This is a genomic window from Streptomyces sp. NPDC051173 (assembly GCF_040689515.1).
Lineage (GTDB): Bacteria > Actinomycetota > Actinomycetes > Streptomycetales > Streptomycetaceae > Streptomyces.
Map to the genome: position 1 here is coordinate 60676 of NZ_JBFBBD010000003.1, position 26512 is coordinate 87187.

Sequence of the window (26512 nt, forward strand, 5' to 3'; positions counted from 1 at the left end):
ACCCTTGTGCTCCTGGCCCGGTTGAGGCGGGCTCCCTGCCGGCAAGCGATATGACGGGACGTCAATGACGGGCGGCCGGAGCCGGGGCGTCCGGCGCTCCGGCCAGGGGCGCGCGGCCGGGCTCCTCCGCCGTCCCGCGCAGCGTGTGGGCGCCCGTCAGCCGCAGCAGCGGTGCGGTGACTGCCGTGGTGACGAGGGCGACGACGGTGAGCAGGCCGAGCATCTGGTCGTCGATGAGGCGGGCCTCGTGGCCGATCTGGAGCACGACGAGTTCGGTGAGGCCGCGCGTGTTGAGCAGGACCCCGAGGGTGAGCGACTCACGCCAGGGCAGTCCGGTCAGCCGGGCGCACAGGCCCGGTCCCACCAGCTTGGCGAGCACGGCGGTGAGCAGCAGACCGGCGAGGACGAGCGCGGTGGTGCCGTCCATCCGCAGTGACCCCAGGTCGACCGAGAGCCCGAAGCCCAGGAAGAAGAAGGGCAGCAGGACCGTCCGGGCGGTGCTGGTCAGGGGCGCCGCGGCGGCTGCCGCCCAGCGGCGGCGCACGGGCCAGGCGAGCCCGACCAGCAGGGCGCCGATGAGCTGGTGGACGCCCACGCTCGCGGTGAGCACGGCCGTGCCGGTGATGCCCGCCACCAGCAGGACGGAGAGCACGGGCGTGCTCGCGGGCCCGCCGCCGTCCGCCTCGCCCGGGTCCGGCCACCTGGCGAGCAGCCGGCGCAGCGGTCCGACGAACACCGCGGTGATGGCCAGGGCGGCCACCACGTCGACCAGCAGCCGGGAGGGCCCTGAGCCCTGGGCGATCGCCAGGGTCACCGCGAGCAGCAGCCAGCTGCCTCCGTCGCCGACCGCGGCGGCGAACAGGCTGAGCCGCCCGGGCCGGGTGCGGGTGAGGCCGAGATCGCCGAGGATCCGGGCGAGTACGGGGAAGGCGGTGATGCTGATCGCGCAGCCGAGGAAGAGGACGAAGGCCACGGGTTCGCCCGCGGTTCCGAGGTAGCGGTCGGTCAGGGGGACGGCGAGCAGCGCGCCCGCCGCGAAGGGCACCAGCAGGGACGCCTGGCTGACCAGCAGCGCCTGGCGGGCGGTGCCGCGCAGGCGCATCGAGCCCAGCTCCTGCCCGACTCCGAACATGAAGATGACCAGGCCGAGTTGGGCGAGGCCGTTCAGCATGGGTACGGCCTTCTCCGGGAACAGCCAGCGCATCAGGTCGGGGTCGATCCGGCCGAGCAGCGTGGGTCCGAGGGCGAGTCCGGCGCAGATCTCGCCGATCACGCTCGGCTGCCCCAGCCGGGTGGCCAGCCGGCCGGCGAGGTGGGCGGCGACGAGAACGAGACAGGCGCCGAGGAAGAAATGGCCGACCGTGTCCAGCAGGGGAGCGGACGCCTGTGCCCTGCCGGATTCCGGTGGTGGCGTGCCGCCCTCGCGGGCCGTCACGAGGGCGTAGGCCAGAACGGCCAAGGGCAGTAAGGCCGTTGCCGAAAGGGCGATCCAGAGCGATCGGCGCGGGGTCCGGCCGGGGCTTTCCGGCGGAGCCGCGCGGGTGGGAATGGTTGCCAAGTTGTGCCAACTCCCATATGTCTTCGCCCCGTTGAAGTTCGGGGGATGCCGGGTCGGCGGAGCGAAAGCGACTGCAAGTGAATCCCATCGGGGCCCCGACCGAAAGGGCGTTGAGGGGTGACGTGACGGTGATCACATCCGGCCATTTGATGTTACGTGGGTTACAGAAGTTGGGCATGGTCTGTCGCAGACCGACACTCGGTGCAGTTCGCCGTGCCGAGCTCTCCTACGCTGGAGGGTAGTTACTGTGTCTCCACCCCCGCTGACGCGCCCTTCGGAACTCCCCGCGGCCACCGAGGACGACGAGTCGGCAAGCGCTCCCGACGAATCCCCGGCCACTCTCGTCGGATTGTTCGACGCCGCTGTGGCACGCGGCGCGGACCGGATTTCCGTCATCGCCGACGGCGCGGCCCTCTCGTACCGTCAGCTCGATGAATGGGCCGACGGAATTTCCCAGGAGTTACGCGCCCGAGGCGTGACGGCGGGCCACCGGGTGGCGCTCCGGATGGACCCCGGAGCGGCGGCCGTCGCGGCCATGCTGGGGATTCTGAAGGCCGGTGCCTGCTATGTGCCATTGGACGTCAGAAACCCCAGGGCCCGTAACGAATTCATTCTCGCGGACAGCGGAGCCGCCGTCCTCGTCGGAGATCCGGGCGGCCTCGGCACCGGGGACGGCGGACAGGGCGGCGCGCCGGCCGGACCACGGGTGATCGGCGGGGAGCTGCTGGCGGCGCTGCGCGGCCGCCCGGCGCCTCCGGCGGCCCCCGGGCCGGACCCGGGTGACACCGCCTACGTCATCTACACCTCCGGCACCACCGGCAAGCCCAAGGGTGTGCCCGTGCGGCACGGGAGCGCGGTGGCCCTGCTCGCGAGCAGCTCGCGGCTGTTCGCCTTCACGGCCGAGGACCGCTGGCTGCTCTTCCACTCCATCGCCTTCGACTTCTCCGTCTGGGAGATCTGGGGAGCGCTGTCCACCGGCGCCGGTCTGGTGGTGCTGCCCCCTTACGCGGCCCGCACCCCGGACCAGGTGCTGGCCGTCGTCGCCGACCACGGGATCACGGTGCTCAACCAGACCCCGACCGCGTTCTCGGCCTTGACGGACGCGGTGCTGAAGGGGGAACGTGACCTGCCCGGCCTGCGGTATGTGATCTTCGGCGGGGAGAAGCTGGCACCGGCGGCGCTGCGGCCCTGGGCGAAGCGGTTCGGTACCGAACGGCCCCGCCTCGTCAACATGTACGGCATCACCGAGACCACCGTGCACGCCACCCACCACGAGATCGGTGAGGCCGATCTGACGGGGGACGACTCGGTCATCGGGCCACCCCTGCCGGGCTTCCGCGCCCGCGTCGTCGGTGCGGACGGCAGGGACGTCCCGGTGGGCGAGCCGGGCGAGTTGTGGCTGTCCGGACCGCAGGTGACCCACGGATATCTCAACCGCCCCGAACTCAACGCGGAGCGATTCCCGACCGCGTCGGGCGACGGCCCGGAGCCGGGGACCGCACACCGCTACTACCGCTCGGGCGACCTCGTCAGCGCCCGGCCGAACGGCGATCTCGTCTATCACGGCCGGGCCGACCTCCAGGTGAAACTGCGCGGCCACCGCATCGAACTCAGCGATATCGAGTCCGCGGTACGCGGCCACGAATCCGTGGCCGACGCGGTCGTGTGGGTACGGGAGTTCAAAGCCGGCGACTCCCGGCTCGTGTGCGCGGTCGTCCCGCGCGAAGGCGCCGGAGTGCGGACCCGGGACCTGCGTACGTACATCAAGGCGAAACTGCCCTCGTATATGCAGCCGGCCCGCTACCGGCTGCTCACCGAACTGCCGCGCACCGTGAATGGAAAGACCGATCGGGCAGCAGTGGCCCGAACCTGGGAAGAAATGGACTGAATTCGTGTCTGACACGCTTCGCACCGCACCGGTTTCGGCAGAAGCCGAAAGCACCGTCGTCACCTGGATCGTCGACCTGCTGGAGGAGCCGGAGGCCGGCGCGCAGGACAATTTCCTCGACCTCGGCGGCCACTCGATGCTCGCCCTCCAGCTTAACGAGCGGGTAAAGGAGAGGTTCGGCGCCGAACTGGACATCCAGGTCCTGTTCGAGAGCAGCATCGGCGAGGCCGTCGCCGAGCTCCTGTCCCGGACCGGCTGACCGGGCCGTCCCGCCCCGGCGTTCCATCCGTACGACGAAATTCCGGAGTATCCCCGCACGCTCGGCACGGAACAGAATGGGTGATCCACGCATGACGACTGCCAGTGAGAAGGCCGCCGGCGAGAAGACGGACTTCCGGCTCAGCGCCGAGGACCTCGCCAAGTTCGAGCGGGACGGCTTCATCGGCCCGATCAAGATCTACGAGCCGGAGGAGATGGAGGAGCGCTGGAACCGCATCCGGCGCCAGCTCCCCGACCGCTCCAAGGCGATCTACCCGCTCGACGCCCTCAGCGGCGGCACCAACATCTCCAACTACGACCGCCACCTGGACGTCGACCTGCTCTCCGAGCACATCATGAACGCGGCCATCGTGGACCGGGTCACCTCGATCCTCGGCCCCGACCTGCTCTGCTGGCGCACCGAGTTCTTCCCCAAGTACCCCGGTGACGAGGGCACCGACTGGCACCAGGCCGCCACCTTCGCCAACGCCAGCAAGAAGCCGCAGATCGCCTGGCCCTCGGAGGACGGGCAGCCCGCCTTCGGCGGCACCATCACCGTCTGGACCGCCTTCACCGACTCCACCAGGGAGAACGGCTGCCTCCAGCTCATGCCCGGCACCCACCGGAGCATGAACTACGACGAGTCCAAGCCGATGGACTACAACCCCGACTCCATCAACGGGCAGGACAAGGAAGGCGTCAAGCGCGGCTTCTTCGGCTACGACTACCGGCAGCTGCAGAAGGACCCGAACTGGAAGCCCGACGAGTCCCAGGCCTTCCCGCTGGTGATGAAGCGCGGCGAAGCGGTCATCTTCTGGTCCACCCTGATGCACGCCTCGCTGCCGCACACGGGCGGCCAGAAGGACTACCGCATGGGCTTCGCCACCCGGTACGTCCCGACGAAGGTGCAGGTCTACCCGGGCACCGAGACCGTGGCCGAATACGGTGGTGGCATCCCGCTGGACCGTTACGGTGCGGTGGTCGTCGCGGGCGAGGACGAGTACGGCATCAACCGGATCGCCCGGGAGAGCCGGCGGGGCTACCCCTTCGTGCCGCGCCGGGTCTGATCGTTTGTCAAGTGGTGGGGCGACAACTAGGGTTGCGCCCCACCTGCAACGCGCACGCAAGAGGAGAGACGCCGATGCGGCAACGCCACTCTTACCTGGAAGACACCTACCGCTTCACCGCCGAGACCCAGGTGATCGACGCCGGTGACGGCGAGCAGGGCTCGTGGGTGACGCTGGCGGAGAACATCTTCCATCCTCAAGGGGGCGGCCAGCCGAGCGACATCGGAACCGTGAACGGAGCCGAGGCGGGCCCGTTCCGCGTGCTCGACGGCGACGTACCCGTGGTCCGGCTCGCCTGCGGGGAGAAGTTCGAGGTGGGCACCGACGTCACCAGCGCCGTCGATCCGGAACTGCGCCGCCGGCACGCGGCGCTGCACACCTGCGGGCACGTCGTCGACGGCTTCATCCGGGCCACGGGCCTCAAGCACAAGGTGAGCAACCACTTCCCCGGCCAGGCGCGCATCGAGTTCGAGCTCGGTGACACCAAGCCGGACCTGGACCGGCTCGCCGCGAGCGTGGAGGAGAGCACCCGCGCCGCCATCGAGTCGAACCGGAAGGTCTTCGCCACCGACCGCGGGGACCAGCGCATCATCACCGTCGACGGCCTGGGCGAAGACCCCTGCGGCGGCACCCACGTCACCTCGCTCAGCCTGCTGACCGGATTCTCCCTGCGCTCCGTCAAGACCAAGGGCGGCATCCTGAAGGTCGGGTACACCGTTGACCACGTCGAGTGATGCCGAAGGGGCCGCGGCCGCTGGGCCGCCCGCGACCCCCGCAGCTCCGTCGCACCGCCACTGGCTCGTCGACCTCGGTGTCCTCGCCGTCGCCGTCGTCTGGGGATCGACCTATGTGGCCATGCAGTGGTCGGGCCGCTTCATGTCCGTACCGGTCTTCCTCTTCCTGCGCTTCTCCATGGGAGCCCTGGCCGTCAGCCTCCTCTCCCTCCGGCTGTGGCGCGGGGTCAACCGGGACGAGCTGAAGCTCGGCCTGCTCTTCGGCGCCCTCCTCTTCGGCATCCTCTTCCTGGAGACGCTCGGGGTCCGCTACACCCTGGCCTCGAACGCCGGCTTCCTCATCTCGCTCTCCGTGATGCTGGTGCCGCTCATGGAACGGACCTTCCTGCGGGTCCGGATGCCGCGCTCCATCTACCTCCTCGCCGTGGTCTCGCTCGCCGGCTGCGCGCTGCTCACTCTCGACGACGGCCTGTCCGTACGCAGCGGCGACCTCATCATCCTCGCCGCCGCGCTGATCCGGGCCGGACAGATCACCCTCTTCGGATCGCGCACCAAGGGCCGGGAGCTGTCGCTGCTGCGGGTCACCGCGATCGAGCTGTGGGTCGTCGCGGCGGGCGGGCTGCTGCTCGCGCTCACCACCCCCGGCAAGTCCTGGCACGAGATGACCCGCGTGCCGGGGAACGCCTGGCTCGTGGTGTTCTACCTCGGCGTCCTCGGCACCGCCTTCGCGTTCCTGGTGCAGCTGTACGCCGCGAAGGTCTCCAGCCCGACCCGGGTCGGGCTGGTCCTGTCGACCGAACCCTTCTTCGCCGCGCTCTTCGCGGTGTTCCTGATCGGCGACCACCTCGGCGCGGCCCAGCTCGTCGGCGGCGGGCTCATCCTGTTCAGCGCCCTCATGGGGCGGTACGTGGACTCGAAGCAGGGCCGGAAACCAGCGGATCCCCTGCCGACGGCCCCGGCGGAGCTCGCTCCGGGCGCCGCGCCCGACGCCTCGGTGGAGGCGAGACCGTAACCCTTCAGCAGAGGTGAGGCAATGAACCGATTCCCGCTGGTCCTGCTGCACCACTCGGGCGGGACCGCCCGGGTCTTCGACTCCCTGGTCAAGGCCCTGCCGCCCGAGATCGAACCCATCCCGCTGGAACTCCCCGGCCGCGGCCGCCGGTGGCGCGAGGAGCCGCTCGGCTCCGCCACGGACGCGGTCGAGGATCTGCTGGCACAACTCCCCGACGCGACCGGAGATTTCGCGATCTTCGGCCACAGCATGGGCGCCTACCTGGGCCTGGCCCTCGCGGCCCGGCTGGAGAACCCGCCCGGACAGGCTCGCTGCACCACCCTCTTCGCCTCGGGCAACGCGGGTCCCGCCCACGCCGCACCACTCTTCACCGGCTCCCCCCTGGACGCCGACGACGAGACCGTCCTGGCCGTGAACGCCCGCTTCGGCGGGCTGGACCCCCGCATAGCCGGCCACCCCCAGCTGCGCGGCCGCGCGGCCGCCCTGCTCCGTACCGACTCCGCCATCTGCGACAGCTTCGTCACGGACCTCCGCCGGACCGTCACGGAAAGCCCCATCGTCGTCTGCTGCGGCACCGAGGACGTCTTCACCCCGGCACAACTGGCGAAATGGCGGCTCAGCTCGACGTCGGTCACGGAAACGATCACCTACCCGGGTGGGCACTTCTACCTCGACGCGTGCGCCGCCGAACTGGCGTCGATGATCTCGGCGCGGGTGGGCGTGGCGGTGGGCTGAGAGGGACGGGGGGCGTTCACCGCTCGTCGTGGTGACGGTGTCCCGGGTGCCGCAAGCGCGTCCAGATCTCCCTGGCGCGCCGCCCGGCCTCGGTGCGGCTGTCCGCGACCAGCAGCCGGGCCTGCTCCGGCGTCTCCACCATCGGCCCCGAACCGCGCAGCGGTGATGGGGCGATATAGGCGCGGACTGACCGGCCCGCCGTCGCCGCCGGATCTTGCGGCGGCGCCTGGCGGATCAACTCCGGCGCACCGGACGGCGGCCCGCCGGCTGGTCCGGCGCCGGGTGGCGAACCGGCTGGACCACGGGGCGCGTGACGGGTGCCGTGACGTCGACGGTGAGGGGCCGCCCCGCATGCCGGACCTCCAGCGGCTCTCCCGCCACCAGCGTGTACGTGACGGACGAGCCGCACACCTCCACCCGCAGCCGCCGCCCCAGCACCTGCACCGTGAACGCGAGCCGGGTGAGCTTCTCCGGCAGCACGGGCGCGAAGTCCAGCACGCCGTCCGCCGCGTGACGCATGCCGCCGAACCCCGCGACCAGGGCCATCCACGTCCCCGCCAGCGACGCGATGTGCAGCCCGTCGCGGGTGTTGTTCTCCAGGTCCTCCAGGTCCATCAGGGCCGCTTCGCCCGCATAGTCGTAGGCGAGGTCCAGATGGCCCACCTCGGCGGCCATGACCGCCTGGCAGCACGCGGACAGCGAGGAGTCCCGGACCGTCAGCGGCTCGTAGTAGGCGAAGTTGCGCGCCTTCTGCTCCGCGGTGAACGCGTCGCCGCGCTTGTACATCGCGAGCACCAGGTCGGCCTGCTTGACCACCTGCTTGCGGTACAGGTCGAAGTAGGGGAAGTGCAGCAACAGCGGGTACTGCTCGGGCCGCGTCCCGGCGAAGTCCCAGACCTGGTGCCCGGTGAACCCCGCCGCCTGCTCGTGCACCCCCAGCTTCTCGTCGTACGGCATGGCCATCGCCGCGGCCGCGTCCCGCCAGGCGGCGCTCTCCTCGTCGTCGGCCCCCAGCGCCGCCGCCGCGTCCGGGTGCCGCCACACCACGTCGGCGGCGGCCCGCAGGTTCTGCTGGGCCATCACATTGGTGTAGACGTTGTCGTCCGCGACCGCGCTGTACTCGTCGGGCCCGGTCACCCCGTCGAGGTGAAAGGTCCCGTGCCGGTCGTGATGGCCGAGCGACATCCACAGCCGGGCCGTCTCCACCAGCAGCTCCACGCCGGCCGTCCGCTCGAACTCCTCGTCTCCCGTGGCGGCCACGTACCGTACGACGGCGTCCGCGACGTCGGCGTTGATGTGGAACGCGGCGGTGCCGGCCGGCCAGTAGGCCGAGCACTCCGCGCCGTCGATCGTCCGCCACGGGAACGCCGCGCCGCGCAGGCCCAGTTGACCGGCCCGCTCACGGGCGGCCGGCAGCGTGCTCTGCCGCCAGCGCAGCGCCTCGGCCACGGCGCACGGAGAGGTGAAGGTGAGCAGCGGCAGCACGAACGACTCGGTGTCCCAGAAGGAGTGGCCGTCGTAGCCGGAGCCGGTCAGCCCCTTCGCCGGGATGGCGCGCTGCTCGGCGCGGGCACCGGCCTGGAGCACATGGAAGAGGGCGAACCGCACGGCCTGCTGGATCTGCGCGTCGCCGTCGACCTCGACGTCGGCACGGGCCCAGAAGTCGTCCAGGAACGCGCGCTGCTGACCGACCAGCCCCTCCCAGCCCGTGTCGGCCGCCCCCGCCAGCGCCGCGTCCACCTGATCACGCACGGCGGGCAGCGAACGCACCCCCGACCAGCCGTACGCGACCAGCTTCTCCAGCCGCAGCGTCTGCCCCGGCGCCAGCTCGGAAGTGACGGTCAGCCGGCTGACGTCAGCCCCGCTCTCGGCGGCGGAACGGGTCCTCGCCGGGCCCGTCACCCTGTGGTCCGCGGCCGCCGCCACCCGCAGGCCGCTCCCGCGCGTACGGTGCACCAGCCGCAGCCGCATGCCCGAGGCGAAGTCCTCCTCGGGCTCCAGCGAGGAGTCCAGCGCCGCCGCGGCCCGGGGATCGCCGGAGCTCACCGGGAGCTGCTCGTTGGCGACGAGTTCGGACTGCACGACGACGCGGGTCCCGCGGTCGAGCGGCTCCACCTCGTAGCGGACGGCGGCTATGGACCGCTGGGTGAAGGAGACCAGGCGGGTGGAGCGCACCCGTATCCTGCACCCGGCGGGGGACGTCCACTCGCAGGTGCGGTGCAGCAGCCCGGCACGCAGGTCGAGCGTGCGCTCGTGCGAGTGCAGCCGCCCGTACCGCAGATCGAACGGCTCGTCGTTCACCAGCAGCCGGATCAGCTTGCCGTTGGTGACGTTGATGACCGTCTCCCCGGAACCGGGATAGCCGTACCCCGACTCGGCGTACGGCAGCGGATGCACCTCGTGCACCCCGTTGAGATACGAGCCGGGCAGGCCGTGCGGCTCACCCTCGTCCAGATTGCCGCGCCAGCCCACATGGCCGTTGGACAGCGAGAACACGGACTCGCTCTGCGGCAGCACATCCGGATTCAGCCGCGTCTCGCGCAGCGCCCACGGCTCGACGGCATACGAGGAGTGCGTGATCACGCGCGGCCCTCCCGCCCGACGACGGCCACCGACGAGCCGGGCCGACGGTGCTCCGCGACGATCACCAGGTGCTTTGTCATGAGGGGAGCTTTGCCTCGCACGGCGGGCACATGCCCGCGGACGCGGATCACCGCATGTGGAGGCCCTCACACCGCGACCGCCCGGTAGCCGGTTCCGGTCCCCGGGCCGGGCGCGGGGCACCCGGGAGTCGTGCGGATACGTACGATCGGTACGTCCCGCACGTGATCATCGTCGGAGGTATGCCCATGACGGACCAGCGAGTTGTCATAGTGACCGGTGGAGGGACCGGCATCGGTGCCGCCACGGCCCGGTTGTTGCGGGCCGACGGGCATCACGTGGTGGTGTCCGGGCGGCGGGCCGAGCCGCTGCGGCGGATCGCGGAGGAGACCGGTGCCCTGGCGCACCCCTCCGACACCACCGATCCGGACGGCGTCCGTGGCCTGGTCGAGGCGGCCATCGCCGCTTACGGGCAGCTCGACGGGCTCGTCCTCAACGCCGGTGTCGGGCGCGGCGGGGCCGTCGGTGACATCTCGGTCGAGGACTGGGAGACGGTCATGAGCACCAATCTCACCGGCCCCTTCCTGATGCTGCGCGCGGCGATGCCGCACCTGCTGGAGGTGCGCGGGGCCGTGGTGGCGGTCGCCTCGGTCGCCGCGCTGCGCAACGGGATCGCCGACGCGGCGTACGCCGCCTCCAAGGCGGCACTCGTCCAGCTCTGCTCGTCCGTCGCCGTGGACTACGGCCCCCGCGGGGTGCGCGCCAACACCGTGTGCCCCGGCTGGGTGCGCAGCGAGATGGCCGACCGGCGGATGACGCGGTTCGCCCAGGAGGCGGGCCTGGGGGAGGGCGGCGCCGAGGCGGCGTACGAGGAGGTGACCCGGCTCAGCCCCGCGCGGCGCCCGGGCCGGCCGGAGGAGGTCGCCGAGGCGATCGGCTGGCTGCTCTCCCCGGCCGCTTCCCTGGTCAACGGCGCGACGCTGACCGTCGACGGCGGGGCGGCGGTCTTCAACCCCGGGAGCGCGGCGTTCGACTTCCGTATCCAGCCGCGCTGAACCGGTCGATTGTTCTTGTCCGGTATGCGGTGCTCCCTGGCGGGATACCGGGGGCGAGTATCCGCAGCAGACGCGTGACCGACCCGGTAAGTCTTTGACGAAAAGGAGAATTTCAGGAATCGCCTTGCATGTCAAGATCGCCTTCGCGGCACGCCTGTGATCGGCAGGCGTCAACTGGCGTGAAAGGTTCCGCTTGTTCGCTCCCCGCAGAGGGGCGCTGATAGGCAGGACCTTTCCGTACACTTCCGCGCAGAAGGAGTCCGACGTTGCCCCGGTCACACGAAGCGTCCCTCGGCGGCGAAGCGCTGCCGGCGGTCATCCTGGCCCTGACCATGGTGAGCGGCATGGTGGACGCCATCAGCTTCCTGGGCCTGGGGAAGGTCTTCACCGGCATGATGACGGGCAACGTCATCGTTCTGGGCTTCGCCTTCGGCGGCGTTCCCGGCTACTCCGATCTGGCCCCGCTGGTCGCCATCGCGGCGTTCGTCACCGGCATCGTCCTGGCCGGCCTCGGCGAACGCCTGGCCACCAGGCGGGGACGGCAGCACTGGTTCTGCTACGCGTTGACGGCCGAGGCCGCCTTCCTCGCCGCGGCCACCGCACTCGCGTGGCTCGCCCCCGCGCCCGCCCCGGCCGCCCGGCACACGATCACGGCACTGCTCGCGCTGACGATGGGCACGCACTGCGCCGCCGTCCGCAGACTCGCGGTGCCCGACCTGGTGGTCACCTTCGGCCTCACCGGAGCCCTCATCGGCCTGGTCCAGGACTCCGGCGGCCTCCGGCACGGCAGCCGGCAGGCGGCCCGCCGGCTCGGGGTCATCCTCGCCCTGACCGCGGGCGCCGCCCTCGGCGCGGCCCTCGTGGAATACGCCGGACTCCGCTGGTCCCTGCTGTGCGCGGCGGCCATGGTCGCGACCATCGCGGCAGCGGCCCAGGCGGTGCCGTCGGCGCTGAAGCCGTCACCCGGCACGGCGGGTTGAGCATCCGACCTGTGCGACCCCTGCGCCGCCGACGGGAGTCATGAAGTCGACTGCTACCTTCCGGTTTCATGAACGGCAGCGTGTACGTGGGCAACGCGGGCAAGGACGCGGCACTCGACCGGGGATGGCTGCTCGGGCGCTTCAAGGACGCCGCCGACCCCCGGCACAGTGAGGACGTCGAGATCAAGTGGGGCGTCCACCCGCGGGGTGACGAGCGGGCGAGCTGGGTGACCGGCGAGCGGCGTACGGCCCTGCTGGTCCTCATCAGCGGCCGCTTCCGCGTGGAACTGCCCGGCCGCAGCGTCCTCCTCGCCGAGCAGGGCGACTACGTCGTATGGGGGCGGGGAGTCGGCCACTCCTGGTACGCGGAGGAGGAGTCCGTCGTGCTCACCGTCCGCTGGCCCTCCGTCCCCGGCTACTGCGCGGTACCGTCGTGAACAGCGCGGCACGCGGCAGGCGCCCGCTCGCCGGGTCCTGAGCCTTCGCCGCTCCGTCCGCCCACCCGGTCGGGCGCCGGTCCCGCTCGGTCGTGGTCGCGAGGTCTTCCCGTCGGGCGCCCGGCCCGTCAGGGAAGAGGCGGCCGGTTCACACCAGGGAGCGACACGGGAGGCGCCTGTGCGGCGCCGCGAGCCACTCGGCCAGCAGCCGTTCGTACACGCGGCGCTCGTTCCTGGTCAGGGCGTGGTCCTGCCGGGTCGCCAGGAAGAGACGGATCTCGGCGTTGATCTCCTCGCGAGATCGTTCGGGGGCCGGGGTGCGGAGCATGGTCCCCACACTATGAGCCGATCCGCCGCCGGGCCCGGCGCGACGGCCGAGTTCGCGGAACGCTCATCAAATGGTCATCAAGCCGGGCGCGGCCCGACGGCCGTGGTGGGGACATCCGCTCCGCCCGGCGCGCGGGATCGGGCCGCAGCTGGTCTGCTGGTTCCCGGGGGACCGCCCTACGCGCCCACTCCGGAGAGATCCAGATGAGCACCTATCGCGTCGCACAGGTCGCCGCCGCTGGTGAGCCGTTCGAGATCGTCGAGCGGGAGGCGCCCCGGCCGGGGCCGGGCCACGTGCGGGTGGCCGTGGACGCCTGCGGGATCTGCCACAGCGACGTCCTGTTCGTCCAGGCCATGGTGCCGGGCGTGCGGTTCCCGCTCGTCCCCGGGCACGAGGTCGCCGGGCGCATCGACGAACTCGGCGAGGGCACGCGGGGGCCCTGGCAGGTGGGCGACCGGGTGGCGGTGGGCTGGTTCGGCGGCCACTGCGGCCACTGCGGACCCTGCCGGCAGGGCGACTTCATCGTCTGCGAGAACCTGAAGGTCCCCGGATGGGCGTACGACGGCGGATACGCGGACGCCCTGATCGCACCGACGGACGCCCTGGCCCGCATCCCCGACACGCTGGCGGCCACCGACGCGGCGCCCATGGCCTGCGCGGGCGTGACCACGTACAACGGGCTGCGCCGCAGCCCTGCCCGGCCGGGCGACCGGGTCGCCGTGCTCGGCCTCGGCGGCCTCGGCCACCTGGGCGTGCAGTACGCGGCCGCGATGGGCTTCGAGACCGTGGCTGTCGCCCGCGGAGCCGGCAAGGCCGACTTCGCCGCGCGGCTCGGCGCGCACCACTACGTCGACAGCACGGCGGGCACTCCCGTCGGGGAGGCGCTGCGGGCCCTCGGCGGCGCGAAGGTCGTCCTGGCCACCGCCGCCAACGCCGACGCCATCGCGGCGACGGTGGACGGGCTCTCGCCCCGGGGCGAGCTCGTGGTCATCGGCGCGGACACCGAGCCGCTGGGCATCAGCCCGAACCAGCTGATCATGGAGGGCAAGGTCGTCCGCGGCCACCCGTCCGGCACCGCGCAGGACGTGGAGGACACCATGATGTTCAGCGCCCGGCACGGGATCCGCCCCATGACCGAGCTCGTGCCGCTGGACCGGGCGGCCGAGGCGTACGACAAGATGCTCTCCGGCGAGGCCCGGTTCCGGATGGTCCTCACCGTCCGCTGACGCGGGCCGGTCCGCCGCCGGACGGGATCAGCGGCGGGAGCGCGGTCGCCGGCCGGAGTCGCGGGGCGCCGGGACCGTGTCGTCCGTACGCGGACCGGGAAGGCCGGCGCCGGTACGCCGGGCCCGCAGCACCTCGATCGCGACCGGCACCACCGAGAGCGCGACGATGCCGATGAGGATGAGCTCGATGTGGGCCCCGACGAAGGCGATCCGGCCGAGGAAGTAACCGAGCACGGTGACCCCGGCGCCCCACAGCGCGCCGCCGATCAGGTTGCAGAGTGCGAACCGCCTGTAGTTCATGCGGCTCACGCCGGCCACGATCGGGGTGAAGGTGCGCACGATGGGCACGAAGCGGGCCAGCACGATCGAGCGCGGGCCGTGGGCCTCGAAGAACGCGTGGGCCTTCTCCACGTTCTCCTGCTTGAACAGGCGGGAGTCGGGTCGGCGGAAGAGCGCGGGGCCGGCCTTGCGGCCGAACAGATAGCCCGCCTGGTCCCCGAGGACGGCCGCCACCACCACGAGCAGGCACACCAGCCACAGCGGCTGGTGGATGTACGTGCCTCCGGCGACCAGCAGGCCGGTGGTGAACAGCAGTGAGTCGCCGGGGAGGAAGAAGCCGATCAGCAGGCCGGATTCGGCGAAGACGATCGCCAGGATGCCGAGCAGGCCGAAGACCGAGATCAAGTGGTCCGGGTCGAGCCAGTTCGGCCCGAGGGCGAGGGTGGTCACGGTGGGTGCTCCTGTGGGCGGGGGTCGTCCGGTCAAGCTACTACACGTTGTAGAGAATCGATCGGTTCCCGTGGCCCGCCGTTCAGGGCTTCGAGGGTGCCGCGATCACCGTAGTTCTACATCATGTAGTAGCTTCCTGGGGGTTCCCGCCCGGCCGGTCACAGCCCGCGGGCGGAACCGTTCCTCGCTTTCCCCGTGTTCCAGGAGGCTGATCGCCCGTGCTCCACAGCAGTGATCCGGCGGACGGGCGGACGCGTCCGCTGCCCGGCGCCACCTCGCGACGGATCGTCATCATCTCGGCAAGCGTGGGCGCGGGCCACGACGGCGCCGCCGTGGAGCTCGCCCGACGCCTGGAGTCCGACGGATTCCACGTGGATCGGCACGACTTCCTGGACCTTCTCCCGGCCCGGCTGGGAAAGCTGCTGTCCGCCGCCTATCACGGCCTCCTGACCTCGGCCCCCGCGGGCTACGAGCGGATCCACGCCGCGACCGAACGCTCCGGCCGCCCCGGGCCCGTCGCCCGCGCCCTCTTCCGCAGCGCCGAGCGCCGCACCCTCCAGGCGATCGCCCCCGGCACCCGCGCGGTCGTCTCGACCTACCCCGGGGCCGGTCAGGTGCTCGGCGCGCTGCGTCTGCGCGGCCTGTTGACCGTACCGGTGATCACCTACCTCACCGACTTCTCGGTCCATCCCCTGTGGATCGCGCCCGGCGTCGACGTCCATCTCGCCGCTCATCCCGTACCCGCCGGACAGGCCCGCGCGCGGGGCGCCGCCTCCGTCACGGTGACCAGGCCGCTGGTCGGCGCCCTCTTCGCCCCCGCCACCGAGCTCAGGCGACGGGAGGCACGGGCCCGGTTCGGGCTGCCCGGGGAGTCCGCGCTGGCCCTGCTGGTCGCCGGATCCTGGGGCGTGGGGGAGATGGAGCGGGCCGCCGCCGAGATCCGGGAGAGCGGCGCGGCGGTGCCGGTCGTCGTGTGCGGGCGCAACCAGGCGCTCGCCGAGCGGCTGCGCGAGGCCGGAGTGGAGCACGTGTTCGGCTGGGTGGAGGACATGCCCGCCCTGATGTCCGCGGCCGACGTACTGGTCCAGAACGCGGGCGGCCTCACCTCGCTGGAGGCGTTCGCCGCCGGCCTGCCGGTCGCGAGCTACCGCTGCATACCGGGCCACGGCCGGACCAACGCCGCCGCCCTGGAAGAGGCCGGCCTCGCCGCCTGGATACGTGATCCCGCCGGCCTCGGCCCCGTACTCGCCGACCTCCTCCACAGCCCGCTGGGGCAACGACAGCGCGCCCGGGGACTGGAGCTGTTCCGGCGGGCCGACGGCCCGGCGCAGGCCATCGCCGAGGCCGCTGGCAACCCCACCGCACCGCCGCGGGTCCCCGCTCCCCGCCGCTCGGCGGGCACCGCTCCCCGCCGCACCGTCCGGCTCGGCATCCCGGCCATGGCCACGGCCGTGGCCGCCACGGTGGCACTGGGCATCGGTGCCCCGCTCGCCGAGGCGTACGGCGACTCGCCGGCGCACTTCGCCGCGCTCACCCACCTCCTGGACGGAGACCGACGATGATCCCCCGCGGACCGGTCCGTACCGCCCTCGGCGCCGGCGCCGCGGCACTGTCGGTGCTCACCGCCGCCCACGCCGCACCCGCCCTCTCCGCTGTCGGGCCGCTGCGCAACCGTCTCCTGCCCGGCCTCGCGGGCCAGGGCCGCCCCGACCATGTCGCGCTGACCTTCGACGACGGGCCCGACCGCCTGTCCACCCCGCACTTCCTGCGGCTGCTCGACGCCCGCGGGATCCGCGCGACCTTCTTCCTGCTCGGGTCCATGGCCGTGCGCTCACCCGCACTGGTCGAGGAGATGGCCGCGGCCGGACACGAGATCGCCCTCCACGGCTGGGCCCACCGCCCGCTGCCGCTGCGCGGCCCCCGCGCCACGTACGACGACCTCGCCCGCACGCGCGACCTCGTGGCCGGACTCACCGGGCAGGCGCCTCTGCTGTTCCGGCCGCCGTACGGCGTCATGACGGGCGGAGCCCACCTGGCCTGCCACCGCCTGGGGCTGACCCCCGTCCTGTGGACTGCCTGGGGCGAGGACTGGCGGGCCCGGGCGACCCCCGCCACCGTCCACCGCACCGTCGCACGGGACCTGCGCGGCGGCGGGACCGTCCTGCTGCACGATTCCGACTGCACATCCGCCCCCGGTTCCTGGTACAGCACCCTCGGCGCGCTGCCCCGGATCCTGGACACCTGCCGCGAGCGTAATCTGAGGGTCGGCCCACTGCGCGCGCACGGCTCTCCCGGGGAGGGCGACCGGTGACCGCAGTCCCCGGGGCGTAGTAGTTTGAGCGGCCGGTGGGGACGACGGCCATACCGGAGCGGGGACGGACCGGTGACGAAGGAGCGGGGAGCGTGAGCGAGCAGGACGGCCCGGCGGCGGGACGGCGGGCGCCGGGCGAGCTGGAGAGCGAAGTGCTGGCGGCCCTGTGGGCGGCCGGTGAGCCGGTGGGCGCGGGCGTGGTGCGCGAGCACGTGACCGGCGACCCCGCCTACACCACCGTGCTCACGATCCTCTCCCGGCTGCACGACAAGGGACTGGTGACCCGCAGACGCGCCGGCCGTGGCTACCTCTACGTCCCCGTGCGCGACGAGGCCGGGCACACGGCGGCCGGGATGCGCGACCTGCTGGACAACGGCGGGGACCGGGCGGCGGTGCTGGCCCGGTTCGTCTCCGAACTGGCCGAAGAGGACGAGAAGTTGCTGGAGCAACTGCTCCGCGGACACGCGGAGGGCTAGGGCGTGGTGCTCAGGTGGCTCGTCCTGTGCCTGCCGCTGCTGGCCGGCGCGGCCCTCGCGCTGACCGCGCCGGGGGCGGGCCGCAGACTGCCACCCCGCATCGCCGCCTGGATGCTCACCCTCGCCGCCCTGGTCGCCGCGGGCGCCTGGGTGACGGCCCTGGCGATGATCGGCCTCACCTTCGTCGGACAGATCCCCGAAGTCGCCGAAGAGGGACGCTGGTCACCGCACGCGCTGGCCGCCGCGACCCCCTTCGACTGGCCCGTGGCCGCCGCCTGCGCCCTGGCCGTACCGGTGTGTGCGGTGGCCCTGACGGTGGCGCTCTGGCGCAGGGTGCGGGCGATCGCCGACGCCCGGCGCGAATGCCGTGACCTGCCCACGGCCGGAGACCTGGCCGTACTCGACGACCCCGCCCCCACCGCCTTCGCCCTGCCCGGCACCCCCGGCAGGATCGTGATCTCCTCGGGCATGCTGCGCGTGCTCACCGCCGACGAACGGCGCGCCCTGCTCGCCCACGAACGCACCCACCTGCGCCACCGCCACCACCTCTTCCTGCTCGCCCTGCACCTCGCGGCAGCGGTGAACCCGTTGCTGCGCCCGCTCGCCCGGGCCGGCGCGTTCGCCCTGGAGCGGTGGGCCGACGAACAGGCCGGCGCCACCGTCACCGACCGCCGCCTGGTGGCCCGTGCCGTTGCCCGGGCGGCCCTCGCCGCCAAGCGGGCGCCGGCAGCCGCGATGGCGGCCGTCGGCGGCCCCGTGCCCCAGCGCGTCCAGGCGCTGCTCGCACCGCCCACGCCTCCGCGCCGTCACCTGGCCGTCGCGTTCGCCGCGCTCATGGCGATCTGCTGCGCCAGCCTGGCCCTGACCGCGCACGGCATCGACGGGCTCTTCGACGCCGCCAGACTGAGGCGATAGCCGCGGGCACGCGCGGACTTGTCCGCCCCGGCGAGCGCCTCGTCGCACGCCCCCCATGCGCTGATTGCCCCCTTTACTCGAGTACGCCCGTATCCCTACTCTGCGCACAACCCTTCTCATCGGTCCGCTCTCCCGGCTTCCTTCCGCATGACAGGCCGCCATGACAGCCGCCATGGCAGGTCACATCGCCTGACCGCGGCGATGGGCCGCGTCGACAGGCCCGCATCGACAGGACGGGGATTCCAATGCCGTGGCACCGGTGCGGGAAATGAGCCCCGAGCCGCCGCTGTCCGCCGAACAGGCGCGGCGCTTTCCCGACTACCCCTTCCAGGGCCGCTGGTTCGACCACGGTGCCGCACACCAGCACTACGTGGACGAGGGCGAGGGCAAGCCCGTGCTGATGGTGCACGGCAACCCCACCTGGAGCTATATGTGGCGCAGGCTCGTCCTCGGCCTGCGCGGGCGGTACCGCTGCATCGCCCCGGACCACCTGGGCATGGGGCTGTCGGACCGGGCCCGCGACCTGCCCGGTGCCCGGCTCGCCGAGAGCCGCGCGGAGGATCTGGGGCGGCTGGTCGAGCACCTCGTCGCCGAGCGGCGGGCACCCGCCCGCGGCTGGACGCTGGTGGTGCACGACTGGGGAGGGCCCGTGGCCCTGTGGTGGGCCCATCTGCACCCGGGCGTCGTCGACCGTCTCGTCGTGCTGAACACCGCCGCGTTCCCCTGGCCGCCCGGATACCGGCCGCCCCGGAGCCTGCTCGCCCTGCGGCAGCGGTCCGTCGGCCGCGTCGCCCACGCCTCCAATGCCGTCGTCCGCATGGCGCTGTCCGGGGGCGTGTACCGTCCCTTGCCGCCCGCGGTGCGCGCCGCCTATGCCGCCCCGTACCGACGGCAGCGCGACCGGTCGACGCTGGTGCGCGTCGCCCAGGACATTCCGCTGAGCCCCGCCGACGCCGGCTGGCCGCACGCCCAGCGCCTGGGCGAGGCCCTGGTGTGCTTCACCCAGGTGCCCGTGTTCCTGGGCTGGGGGATGCGTGACCCCCTCTACGACGACCTGGTCCTCGCGGAGTGGACGCGGCGCCTGCCGGGGGCCGCGCTGCACCTGTATCCGTACGCGGGGCACTACGTGCTGGAGGACATGGCCTGGCAATTGGTCGAGGACATCCGGGACTTCCTCGCGATCACCGATCATGGGCCGTGCTGAGCGCCCCGCCCGGGCCGGCGTGTGCCTGCCCGTCGTCTGCGCCATCTACCTCCCTCCGGACCGGCCGGTGCGCCGCTGTCAGGCCGTGCGGCGGCGGAGAGTGGCGGCGCCGAGCGCCAGGACGAGGAGGGCGCAGCCGGAGACGACGGCGATGTCGCGGACGAAGTCGGAGGTGACGGAGGCGTGGTGGACGACCTGGTCCATGGCGTCGACCGCGTAGGACATCGGCAGGACGTCGGAGACGGCCGACAGCACCGGTTGCATCGTGCCGCGCGGGGCGAAGAGCCCGCACAGCAGCAGTTGGGGCACGATCACGGCCGGCATGAACTGCACCGCCTGGAACTCGGTGGCGGCGAAGGCCGAGACGAAGAGACCGAGGGCCGTGCCGAGCAGCGCGTCGAGCAGGGCGACCAGGAGCAGCAGCCAAGGTGACCCCGTGACGTCCAGGCCGAGCAGCCACACCGAGAGGGCGGTGGCGAGCGCGGACTGCAGCACGGCGAGCAGGCCGAAGGCGAGGGCGTAGCCGCCGATCAGGTCGCCCTTCCCGAGCGGCATGGCGAGCAGGCGCTCCAGCGTGCCGGAGGTGCGCTCGCGCAGGGTGGCGATCGAGGTCACCAGGAACATCGTGATGAGCGGGAAGATGCCGAGCAGGGAGGCACCGGTGGAGTCGAAGACCCCGGGGTCGGCGTCGAACACGTACCGCAGCAGGGCGATCAGCACGCACGGGACGACGAGCAGCAGCGCGATGGTGCGCGGGTCGTGGCGCAGCTGACGCAGCACGCGGGTGGCGGTGGCGAGGGTCCGGGAAGCGTTCATCAGGCGCTCTCCTCACGGGAGTCGGCCCGCGCCGCGGCCGCGTCCGGGGCCGCGCCCCGGGCCTTCGCCTCGTCGACGAGGCGAAGGAAGGCGTCCTCGACGGTCGCCGAGCCCGTACGGGCCCGGAGCGCGTCCGGTGGGTCGTCGGCGAGGATCCGCCCCTCCCGCATGAGCAGCAGCCTCCGGCAGCGCTCGGCCTCGTCCATGACGTGGGAGGAGACGAGGAGGGTGACGCCGCGCTCCGCGATGCGGCCGAAGAGGGCCCACAGGTCGCGGCGCAGGACGGGGTCCAGGCCGACGGTCGGCTCGTCCAGGACGAGGAGTTCGGGCGTGCCGAGCAGGGCGACCGCGAGGGAGACGCGGGTGCGCTGGCCGCCCGAGAGGCGGCCGGCGAGGGCGTCGGCGTGACCGGTGAGGTCGACGTCCTCGATGACGCGGGTGACGTCGTCGCGGCGCCCCCGGGCGGCGGGGCGGCCGGGGGTGAGGACCGTGGCGAAGTAGTCGAGGTTCTGGCGGACCGTCAAGTCGTCGTAGACGGACGGGTCCTGTGTGACGTACCCGACGCGGGAGCGCAGGGACGCGCTGCCGGCCGGTCGGCCGAAGACCTCAAGGGTGCCGGTCACCTTGGCCTGGGTGCCGACGACGGAGCGCATGAGGGTGGACTTGCCGCAGCCGGACGGCCCGAGGAGGCCGGTGACCTGGCCGCGGGCGATGTCGAAGTCGAGGCCGTCCAGTACGGTACGGGAGCCGCGGACGACGGTCAGCCCGCGGGCCAGGACGGCGGCGTCCGGGGGCGCCTGGCCCGGGGCGGAGCCCTGCATATTCGACATACGTTGAATAATGCTCCTGTGCGGGCACCCAGGTCAAAGGAGCAGGTGAGGGGCGCCGCGGAAGGCCGCGTACGGGCCCGGTGCCGGCGTGGCCCCTACGGGCTGACCGCGAGCACGATATAGGCCGCGAAGAGGGAGAGGTGCACGCCGCCCTGGAGCGGGGTGGCGCGGCCCGGGATCACGGTGAGGGTGCCGACGGCGACGGTGAGGGCGAGCAGCACCATATGGGTGGCGCCCAGGCCCAGCACGAGCGGGCCCTCCAGCCAGACCGAGGCCACCGCGACCGCGGGGATGGTGAGGCCGATGCTGGCCATGGCCGAGCCGAGGCCGAGGTTGAGGCTGGTCTGGACGCGGTCGCGGCGGGCCGCCCGTACGGCGGCGATCGTCTCGGGGAGCAGCACCATCAGGGCGATGACGACGCCGACGACCGAGGCGGGCAGGCCTGCGGCGGCCACGCCGGACTCGATCGTGGGGGAGACGCCCTTGGCCAGGCCGACCACCGAGATCAGGGCGACGGCGAGCAGGCCGAGGCTGGTCAGGGCCGTGCGGGTGGAGGGCGGGTCGGCGTGGTCGTCGCTGTCGATGACCTCGCCCCCGGCGGTCACCGGGAGGAAGTAGTCGCGGTGACGGACGGTCTGGGTCGTGACGAACAGGCCGTAGAGGAGGAGCGCGGCGAGGGCGGCGAAGACGAGCTGGGCCGTGGAGAACCGCGGCCCCGGGGTGCTGGTGGTGAACGTCGGCAGGACCAGGCTCAGCCCGGCCAGCGTCGCCACCGTTCCGAAGGCCGCGCCGGTGCCCTCCGCGTTGAACACCGCGACCCGCCGTCTGAGCGCGCCCACCAGCAGGGACAGCCCCACGATGCCGTTGCAGGTGATCATGACGGCGGCGAAGACGGTGTCGCGGGCCAGCGTGCTGCTCTTGTCGCCGCCGTCGGCCATCAGCGTCACGATGAGGGCCACTTCGATGACGGTCACCGCGACGGCCAGTACCAGCGACCCGAACGGCTCGCCCACCCGGTGTGCGATCACTTCCGCGTGATGCACGGCGGAGAGCACCGCACCGGCCAGACAGCAGCTCACCAGGGCCACCGCCCCGGCGGACAATGACCGCCCCCAGGTCAGGGCCAGGACGAGGGCGGCCAGGATCGGAATGGCGACGGGCCAGTACGCGACAAGTGAGCGGAAGCGAGTATTCACGCCACAAGCTTCGCAGATCGCTCAGTGGTATCCATTTCGGTCGCGATGCGACAGCGCGTCGGATCCCGTCGGGACAGTGGGATCCCGTTCGCTGTCACCCCCCGGGCGGTCCGCGCGAGCGACCCGCGGCACACGATGTGCTGAACCGTGCTCCGCCCGCGATTGCAGGGCAACTAGGGGTGGAAGCAGACAAGATGGACATCCACCCTGCTCGACGAGTCGAGCCGATCCAGGAGTTGAGCACATGGCCGTGAGTTTCTCCCGGAACATCCGCCCCCTGTTCACCGCCATGGACATCGAGCACATGAAGGAATTCGGCGTCGCTCTCGACGATTTCTCCTACATGTCCGATCCAGGCAACGCCCAGAACGTCTTCCAGCAGCTCTCCAGCAAGCAGATGCCCCCTCCCGGCAGTGGTGAGGGCCCTTGGTCGGACGCCGACCTCCAGCTCTTCAAGGACTGGATGGACGGCGGCTTCCAGCCGTAGCCCCGCTCGCCCCGCCCGGGCGCGGGCCGCCGGGCTGTCCGGGCGAACCCCCGGCGTGTGCGCCACGGCTCCGAAGGGTCGGCCCCGCACAGTGAAGCCGGGGCCGGCACACCGGCCCCGGTCATCGAGGGAACGGAGACGGTGATGACGGTGACCGGCGACGGGATGGCGCTGGCCGAGGCCATGGTGCGAGGCGTGGGCAGCGGCGAGATGCGTGCGGCGACCCGCCTCCTCGGTGCCCACCGCGACGGCTACTGGCTGAGGCGGTTCGCCGAGGAGGACGGGATCCCCCCGGGCGGCCCGCCGCTCATCGACCGCACCGGCACGCACGCGTCCGTCGACTGGACCGCGGTCGGGCTGCGCCTGTTCGACGTGCCGCGGTCGCTCACGGCCTCCACGAGCGAGCTCGCCGTCCTGGAGTGCGCCACGTCCCTCGTGGGCCGGTGCGGCGTGACGCTGCGACAGGTCCTGCGCGCCGTCGACGACAACGAGTTCCGCCTCATCACCCGGGCCATGACCGAGGCCGCGTACGGCGAAAGGGCCCTCGACCTGTTCCTGTGAGCTGAGCCTCCTCTCCACCCCTCCCGTGCCACAACTGCCGTTCCCCGCACGCGGCCAGGCGCTGTCCGTGCCGCGGGCCACGGCTGGCACGATGAGCGGGTAGAGAGGAACGGATCATGCTCAAGAGACACCGAATCCGGCGGCCCGTACTCGCCGCACTGACCGCACTGGGCGTGGCCGCGGGCATACTGCCCGCGGCCGCCGTCGCACCGGACCACGGCGGCCCCGGCGGCGAACAGGCCCGTACCCAGGCGTACATGGACCGCGTGGCGCACTCCCCGGCGGAACTCAGGCGCTTCATGGCCGATCTGCCCAAGGGCGGCGACCTGCACCAGCACCTGGACGGTGCGGTGCGGGCGGAGTCCCTCATCGGATACGCGGCACGGGACCGCAAGTGCATCGACACCACGACCTACGCCGTCACACCGGGGCCACAGCCGTGCCCGGCCGGACAGCGACCGGCCCAGGACGCCCTGCGGCCCGGCCCGCTCCACCGGCGTGTCGTCGAGGAATGGTCCATGCAGGACTTCGCCCTCCCGCTCGACGGTGACCCGCAGCCCGGCCACGACCACTTCTTCGCCACCTTCGGGAAGTTCGAGGAAGCGACCACAGGTCACGACGCGGACATGCTCGCCGAAGTGGCACGGACCGCGGCGCGGGAACACACCGGCTACCTGGAGACCCTGGTCACGGTGGGGTCCGGCCCCCTCAACCGGCTCGTCGACCGCGTCCACCCGGCCGATCCCGGTCCGTCCGGCCTCGCGGAGTTCCACTCCACGCTGACGGCCGACCCACGATTCCAGGACCTGGTCCGCCAGGCCGCGGCGGACCTCGACCGCAGCTACCGCGACTACCGCGAACAGCTGGGCTGCGACAGACGGTCCGCCCCCGCGGCCTGCCGGGTCGCCATCCGCTTCGACTACCAGGTCCTGCGCGCCCAGAGCCCGCGCCACGTCTTCGCCGAACAGATCCTCGGCCACGAGCTCGCACGCCGGAAGCTCGGCCGGGTGGTCGGGGTCAACATGGTCCAGCCCGAGGACGACCCGGTCGCCCTGCGGGACTACACGCTGCACATGAAGATGATGGGCTTCCTCAAGTCCCGGGCCCCGTCCGTGCGCACGACCCTGCACGCCGGTGAACTCGTCAAGGGGCTCAGCGGTGTACGCGACGACGACCTGGCCTTCCACATCAACGAGGCCGTCGACACCGCCGGCGCCGACCGCATAGGGCACGGCGTCGACTTCGCCCACGAGAAGGCCCCCCGGGCGCTGGCCGACCGGATGCGCCGGCGGCACGTCCTCGTCGAAGCTCCCCTGACCAGCAACGCCCAGATACTGCGCGTCAGCGGCGACCGGCACCCGCTGCGCACCTACCTCGACGCGGGAGTGCCGGTCGCCCTGGCCACCGACGACCCGGGCGTCAGCCGCGGCGACCTGACCGAGGTCTTCCAACGGGCCGTCACCGAACAGGGCCTGACCGTCGCGCAGCTGCGGAACCTCGCGCGCGCCTCGCTGGACCACGCCTTCATCGAGGGCCCGGACCTGTGGCAGGAACGGGACCGCTACGACACGTTCGCGGGCCCGTGCCTGAACGACACCCCCGCCCCCGGGCGGCTGCCCGGCGCCGGCTGCCGGGCGTTCCTGGCGGCGAGCCCCAAGGCGGAGCTGCAATGGCAGCTCGAGGCGGACTGGCGGGCCTTCGAGAGCCGCTACGCACGCCGCTGACCACCAGGCCGTGTCCGGAAGCCGGCGGAACCGGCTCCGGCCGGCCTGGGCATCAACGTCAACATCAACGGCACCTGTTCTGGGGGAACCGCGCGACCGGCCACGACGCGCCCGCAGATGCTGTTCCCGAATTCCGGCGGAGCGCTCAGAGCTCGACGAGGAGCTCTTCGAGCCCGCGCATGACGTACCCCGGCTTCCACCGGGGCTCCGCGGCGAGCCGGAGCCCCGGTGCCCGGCGCACCAACTCGCCGAACACCGCCTGGAGTTCCACACGCGCGAGCGGAGCCCCGAGGCAGTAGTGGATCCCGGCGCCGAAAGCGAGGTGGGCGTTGTCCCTGCGGGTGATGTCCAGGCGGGACGGGTCCGGGAACCGGGCCGGGTCGTGGTGGGCCGAACCGAAGAGCAGGGCCACCTCGCTGCCGCGCGGGATCGGCGTGCCGCCCACCTCGATGTCGTCCAGCACCCAGCGCTCGAACAACTGCAACGGAGTGTCGTAGCGCAGCACTTCCTCCACCGCCCCCGGGACGAGCGACGGATCGTCCCGCAGCGCGGCGAACTGCTCCGGATGCCGCAGCAGGGCGAACCAGCCGTTGCCGGTGGCGTTCACCGTGGCCTCGTGTCCGGCGTTGAGGAGCAGGACACAGGTCGAGACCATCTCCTGCTCGCTCAGCCTGTCGCCCTCGTCGTGCGCGGCTATGAGCGCGCTGATGAGGTCGGAGCCGGGCGCCGCGCGCCGGGCGGCGATCAGCTCGCGCAGATACGCCGAGAACTCCAGGGACGCCCGCACGGCCCGGGTGGCCGTCTCCTCGGACGGTTCGAGCTCGTACATCCCGCAGATGCCGGCCGACCAGGGGCGCAGCAACGGGCGGTCGGACTCCGGGATGCCGAGCATGTCGGCGATGACGGCCACCGGCAGCGGCTCGGCGACCGCCTGGAGCAGATCGCCGCCACCGTCCGCGACCAGCGCGGCGACGAGGTCCGACGCCAGCCGTTCGACGGAGGGCGCCAGCCCGCTCACCGTGCGCGGGGTGAACGCCTTGGACACCAGGCGGCGGACCCGGCCGTGAGCGGGGTCCTCCAGGTCGAGCAGCCCGTACCCGTTCAGGGTGTGGAACGGCTCGTGCGCCGCCGGAGGCGGGGTGCGGCCGAACTCCTCGTGTGTGAAGCGGTGCAGGTACGTACGGCCGAGTCGGCGGTCGCGCAGCAGGGCCTGCACGTCCTCGTAGCGGGGGATCAGCCACTGGCCGGTGGCGGCGAACCAGTGGGCGCTCCCCTGCTCGCGCAGCGCCGCGTAGCCGGGGTAGGGGTCGGCGACGAACGACGGCGACCACGGGTCGAAGTCAGAGGGTGCGCTCATGCCGTCGCACCGTAGCGGCACCGCCGC

The 26512-nt window shown here is 72.4% G+C and carries 27 protein-coding genes; 18 read left to right on the plus strand and 9 right to left on the minus strand.

The genetic code is table 11. From position 1 onward, the window contains the following. Nucleotides 1-61 precede the first annotated feature (61 nt). Entirely contained in the window at nucleotides 62-1459 is a 1398-nt protein-coding gene (locus AB0435_RS03090; protein ID WP_366426064.1) for a cation:proton antiporter, read from the minus strand. Between the two features lie 346 nt (nucleotides 1460-1805). On the opposite strand from AB0435_RS03090, the gene AB0435_RS03095 reads away from it, so the two are divergent. The 6 genes from AB0435_RS03095 (at nucleotide 1806) to AB0435_RS03120 (ending at nucleotide 7252) form a co-directional block, all read left to right on the plus strand. Beyond that, nucleotides 1806-3446, plus strand: a complete 1641-nt coding sequence (locus AB0435_RS03095; protein WP_366426065.1) for an amino acid adenylation domain-containing protein — start codon at nucleotides 1806-1808, stop codon at nucleotides 3444-3446. 4 nt (nucleotides 3447-3450) lie between these two features. Continuing rightward, nucleotides 3451-3705 (plus strand): phosphopantetheine-binding protein, encoded by a 255-nt coding sequence (locus AB0435_RS03100; RefSeq protein WP_366002474.1) that lies wholly within the window; start codon nucleotides 3451-3453, stop codon nucleotides 3703-3705. Between the two features lie 91 nt (nucleotides 3706-3796). After that, nucleotides 3797-4771 (plus strand): chlorinating enzyme, encoded by a 975-nt coding sequence (locus tag AB0435_RS03105; RefSeq protein ID WP_366002473.1) that lies wholly within the window; start codon nucleotides 3797-3799, stop codon nucleotides 4769-4771. A gap of 74 nt (nucleotides 4772-4845) precedes the next feature. Beyond that, a complete protein-coding gene (locus AB0435_RS03110) occupies nucleotides 4846-5505 on the plus strand; it encodes an alanyl-tRNA synthetase (protein WP_366002472.1) in 660 nt (219 codons plus the stop codon). After that, nucleotides 5489-6517 carry a DMT family transporter gene (locus AB0435_RS03115; RefSeq protein WP_366002471.1) on the plus strand — a complete coding sequence of 343 codons (1029 nt, stop codon included), beginning with the start codon at nucleotides 5489-5491 and terminating at the stop codon, nucleotides 6515-6517. Before AB0435_RS03110 ends, AB0435_RS03115 begins: the two co-directional genes overlap by 17 nt. Nucleotides 6518-6538: 21 nt before the next feature. Beyond that, entirely contained in the window at nucleotides 6539-7252 is a 714-nt protein-coding gene (locus AB0435_RS03120; RefSeq protein WP_366002470.1) for an alpha/beta fold hydrolase, read from the plus strand. Between the two features lie 16 nt (nucleotides 7253-7268). Here the strand turns inward: AB0435_RS03120 and AB0435_RS03125 are convergent, their stop codons facing one another. Both AB0435_RS03125 and AB0435_RS03130 read right to left on the minus strand, forming a co-directional pair. Beyond that, nucleotides 7269-7394 (minus strand): hypothetical protein, encoded by a 126-nt coding sequence (locus AB0435_RS03125; RefSeq protein WP_366002469.1) that lies wholly within the window; start codon nucleotides 7392-7394, stop codon nucleotides 7269-7271. A gap of 92 nt (nucleotides 7395-7486) precedes the next feature. Further along, nucleotides 7487-9835, minus strand: coding sequence for a glycosyl hydrolase family 65 protein (locus AB0435_RS03130; protein WP_366426066.1), 2349 nt, complete (start codon nucleotides 9833-9835; stop codon nucleotides 7487-7489). 266 nt (nucleotides 9836-10101) lie between these two features. Here AB0435_RS03130 and AB0435_RS03135 point away from each other — a divergent pair, with 266 nt between their 5' ends. The 3 genes from AB0435_RS03135 to AB0435_RS03145 all read left to right on the plus strand — a co-directional run bounded on the left by AB0435_RS03135 (nucleotide 10102) and on the right by AB0435_RS03145 (nucleotide 12325). Continuing rightward, the gene (locus AB0435_RS03135) at nucleotides 10102-10908 is read left to right on the plus strand and encodes an SDR family oxidoreductase (RefSeq protein ID WP_366426067.1); all 807 of its coding nucleotides are present in this window, start codon (nucleotides 10102-10104) and stop codon (nucleotides 10906-10908) included. Between the two features lie 266 nt (nucleotides 10909-11174). Beyond that, nucleotides 11175-11888 (plus strand): YoaK family protein, encoded by a 714-nt coding sequence (locus AB0435_RS03140; RefSeq protein ID WP_366426068.1) that lies wholly within the window; start codon nucleotides 11175-11177, stop codon nucleotides 11886-11888. A 68-nt stretch (nucleotides 11889-11956) separates the two neighbouring features. Beyond that, a complete protein-coding gene (locus AB0435_RS03145) occupies nucleotides 11957-12325 on the plus strand; it encodes a signal peptidase I (RefSeq protein ID WP_366426069.1) in 369 nt (122 codons plus the stop codon). Nucleotides 12326-12473: 148 nt separating this feature from the next. Here the strand turns inward: AB0435_RS03145 and AB0435_RS03150 are convergent, their stop codons facing one another. After that, nucleotides 12474-12653: a hypothetical protein gene (locus AB0435_RS03150; RefSeq protein WP_366002465.1), complete on the minus strand. Its 180-nt coding sequence runs from the start codon at nucleotides 12651-12653 to the stop codon at nucleotides 12474-12476. 203 nt (nucleotides 12654-12856) lie between these two features. Between AB0435_RS03150 and AB0435_RS03155 the strand changes: the two genes are divergently transcribed. Next, nucleotides 12857-13879, plus strand: coding sequence for an alcohol dehydrogenase catalytic domain-containing protein (locus tag AB0435_RS03155; RefSeq protein ID WP_366002464.1), 1023 nt, complete (start codon nucleotides 12857-12859; stop codon nucleotides 13877-13879). A 27-nt stretch (nucleotides 13880-13906) separates the two neighbouring features. On the opposite strand, the gene AB0435_RS03160 is transcribed toward AB0435_RS03155, so the two are convergent. Next, complete coding sequence (locus AB0435_RS03160; RefSeq protein ID WP_366426070.1) at nucleotides 13907-14608, minus strand: VTT domain-containing protein; 702 nt, start codon at nucleotides 14606-14608, stop codon at nucleotides 13907-13909. A 218-nt stretch (nucleotides 14609-14826) separates the two neighbouring features. Here AB0435_RS03160 and AB0435_RS03165 point away from each other — a divergent pair, with 218 nt between their 5' ends. The 5 genes from AB0435_RS03165 (at nucleotide 14827) to AB0435_RS03185 (ending at nucleotide 19514) form a co-directional block, all read left to right on the plus strand. Next, nucleotides 14827-16170, plus strand: coding sequence for a glycosyltransferase (locus tag AB0435_RS03165; protein WP_366426071.1), 1344 nt, complete (start codon nucleotides 14827-14829; stop codon nucleotides 16168-16170). Continuing rightward, a complete protein-coding gene (locus AB0435_RS03170; protein ID WP_366002461.1) occupies nucleotides 16167-16919 on the plus strand; it encodes a polysaccharide deacetylase family protein in 753 nt (250 codons plus the stop codon). The genes AB0435_RS03165 and AB0435_RS03170 overlap by 4 nt, the downstream gene beginning before the upstream one ends. 92 nt (nucleotides 16920-17011) lie before the next feature. Then, nucleotides 17012-17395 carry a BlaI/MecI/CopY family transcriptional regulator gene (locus AB0435_RS03175; protein WP_366426072.1) on the plus strand — a complete coding sequence of 128 codons (384 nt, stop codon included), beginning with the start codon at nucleotides 17012-17014 and terminating at the stop codon, nucleotides 17393-17395. Nucleotides 17396-17398: 3 nt separating this feature from the next. Then, nucleotides 17399-18310, plus strand: a complete 912-nt coding sequence (locus AB0435_RS03180; protein ID WP_366426073.1) for a M48 family metalloprotease — start codon at nucleotides 17399-17401, stop codon at nucleotides 18308-18310. 268 nt (nucleotides 18311-18578) lie between these two features. Continuing rightward, complete coding sequence (locus tag AB0435_RS03185) at nucleotides 18579-19514, plus strand: alpha/beta fold hydrolase (RefSeq protein WP_366426074.1); 936 nt, start codon at nucleotides 18579-18581, stop codon at nucleotides 19512-19514. A gap of 78 nt (nucleotides 19515-19592) precedes the next feature. Here AB0435_RS03185 and AB0435_RS03190 read toward each other — a convergent pair whose 3' ends face one another. The 3 genes from AB0435_RS03190 to AB0435_RS03200 form a co-directional block, all read right to left on the minus strand. Further along, nucleotides 19593-20330: an ABC transporter permease gene (locus AB0435_RS03190; protein WP_366002457.1), complete on the minus strand. Its 738-nt coding sequence runs from the start codon at nucleotides 20328-20330 to the stop codon at nucleotides 19593-19595. Next, complete coding sequence (locus AB0435_RS03195) at nucleotides 20330-21151, minus strand: ABC transporter ATP-binding protein (RefSeq protein WP_366426119.1); 822 nt, start codon at nucleotides 21149-21151, stop codon at nucleotides 20330-20332. The genes AB0435_RS03190 and AB0435_RS03195 overlap by 1 nt, the downstream gene beginning before the upstream one ends. A 104-nt stretch (nucleotides 21152-21255) precedes the next feature. Then, nucleotides 21256-22356: an ionic transporter y4hA gene (locus AB0435_RS03200; protein WP_366002456.1), complete on the minus strand. Its 1101-nt coding sequence runs from the start codon at nucleotides 22354-22356 to the stop codon at nucleotides 21256-21258. Between the two features lie 244 nt (nucleotides 22357-22600). Here AB0435_RS03200 and AB0435_RS03205 point away from each other — a divergent pair, with 244 nt between their 5' ends. The 3 genes from AB0435_RS03205 (at nucleotide 22601) to AB0435_RS03215 (ending at nucleotide 25128) form a co-directional block, all read left to right on the plus strand. Continuing rightward, nucleotides 22601-22843 carry a hypothetical protein gene (locus AB0435_RS03205; protein WP_366002455.1) on the plus strand — a complete coding sequence of 81 codons (243 nt, stop codon included), beginning with the start codon at nucleotides 22601-22603 and terminating at the stop codon, nucleotides 22841-22843. A gap of 144 nt (nucleotides 22844-22987) precedes the next feature. Beyond that, a complete protein-coding gene (locus AB0435_RS03210) occupies nucleotides 22988-23404 on the plus strand; it encodes a hypothetical protein (protein WP_366002454.1) in 417 nt (138 codons plus the stop codon). A 116-nt stretch (nucleotides 23405-23520) separates the two neighbouring features. Then, a complete protein-coding gene (locus AB0435_RS03215; protein WP_366002453.1) occupies nucleotides 23521-25128 on the plus strand; it encodes an adenosine deaminase in 1608 nt (535 codons plus the stop codon). Between the two features lie 145 nt (nucleotides 25129-25273). Here AB0435_RS03215 and AB0435_RS03220 read toward each other — a convergent pair whose 3' ends face one another. After that, nucleotides 25274-26485 carry a cytochrome P450 gene (locus AB0435_RS03220; RefSeq protein ID WP_366002452.1) on the minus strand — a complete coding sequence of 404 codons (1212 nt, stop codon included), beginning with the start codon at nucleotides 26483-26485 and terminating at the stop codon, nucleotides 25274-25276. Nucleotides 26486-26512: the final 27 nt, after the last annotated feature.